Raw genomic sequence first — 1008 nt, 5'->3', positions numbered from 1 at the left:
AAGCGAAGAAAACGGTAAATAATGAAACGCCGAAGTTAGGAGAAGAAGTAGAATACCGAATTAGTTTTAAAAACACGTTAGAAAACGGAAAGCTAGCAGAGGTAAAAATAGAAGATGATTTACCAAATGGATTAGAGTATGTGAAAGATAGTTTACGAGCGGAAGGTTCTAAGCCGAATCCGGTAGAACTGAAAGTGAAAGATGGAAAAGTAATCGCCAAATATCCAGAAATTATGGATACAGAAGAAAGAAGTATCGTCTTTAAAGCGAAAGTAAAAGAAGAAGTAAAAGTTGGTGAAGGCATTGTCAATAAAGTAGTTGTTGATGATACAAAAGATCCAACAACTTCAGAAGTAACAATTACGCCAGAATATAAAGACGGTAAGCTTAAAGCAGAGAAATTTGTAAACAATAAAAAACCGAAATTAGGAGAAGAAGTAGAATACCGAATTAGTTTTAAAAACACGGTAGAAAACGGAAAACTAGTAGAGGTTAAAGTAGAAGATGAAATTCCAGCTGGATTAGAGTATGTAGAGAACAGTTTACAAGCAGAAGGATTTAAGCCTAGTCCGGTAGAATTGAAATTTGAAAACGGCAAGGTAATGGCAAAGTATCTAGAAATTGCGGATACAAAAGAAAGAAGTATTATCTTTAAAGTGAAAGTAAAAGAAGAAGCAGAAATAGGCAAGGAGATTGTTAATAAAGCAATCGTAGTAGCTACAAAAAATGAGCAAGAAGAGCCTCACGTGGAAATTACTCCGCAATATAAAGATGGTAAAATTGCTGCACAGAAAGTAGCAAATAATCATAAACCGAAACTAGGAGAAGAAGTAGAATACCGGATTAGTTTTAAAAACACGATAGAAAACGGAAAACTAGCAGAGGTAAATATACAGGATGCATTACCAAATGGTTTAGAGTATGTAGAAGGCAGCATCACAGCAGAAGGTTCTAAACCGAAACCAGTAGAGCTACAGGTGAAAAATAATAAGGTAATGGCAAAGTATC

The 1008-nt window shown here is 34.8% G+C and carries 1 protein-coding gene; it reads left to right on the top strand.

The genetic code is table 11. The annotated features are described in order from the left end of the window. A partial coding sequence (locus MR170_RS30745; RefSeq protein WP_242310647.1) for an isopeptide-forming domain-containing fimbrial protein occupies positions 1 to 1008 on the top strand: 1008 nt, incomplete at both ends.

The sequence above is a fragment of the Bacillus cereus group sp. BfR-BA-01524 genome (assembly GCF_022662595.1).
Classification (GTDB): Bacteria; Bacillota; Bacilli; order Bacillales; family Bacillaceae_G; genus Bacillus_A; species Bacillus_A thuringiensis_S.
Note: the sequence above shows the minus strand (reverse complement) of the source record. Positions and strands in the feature narration are given on the sequence as shown.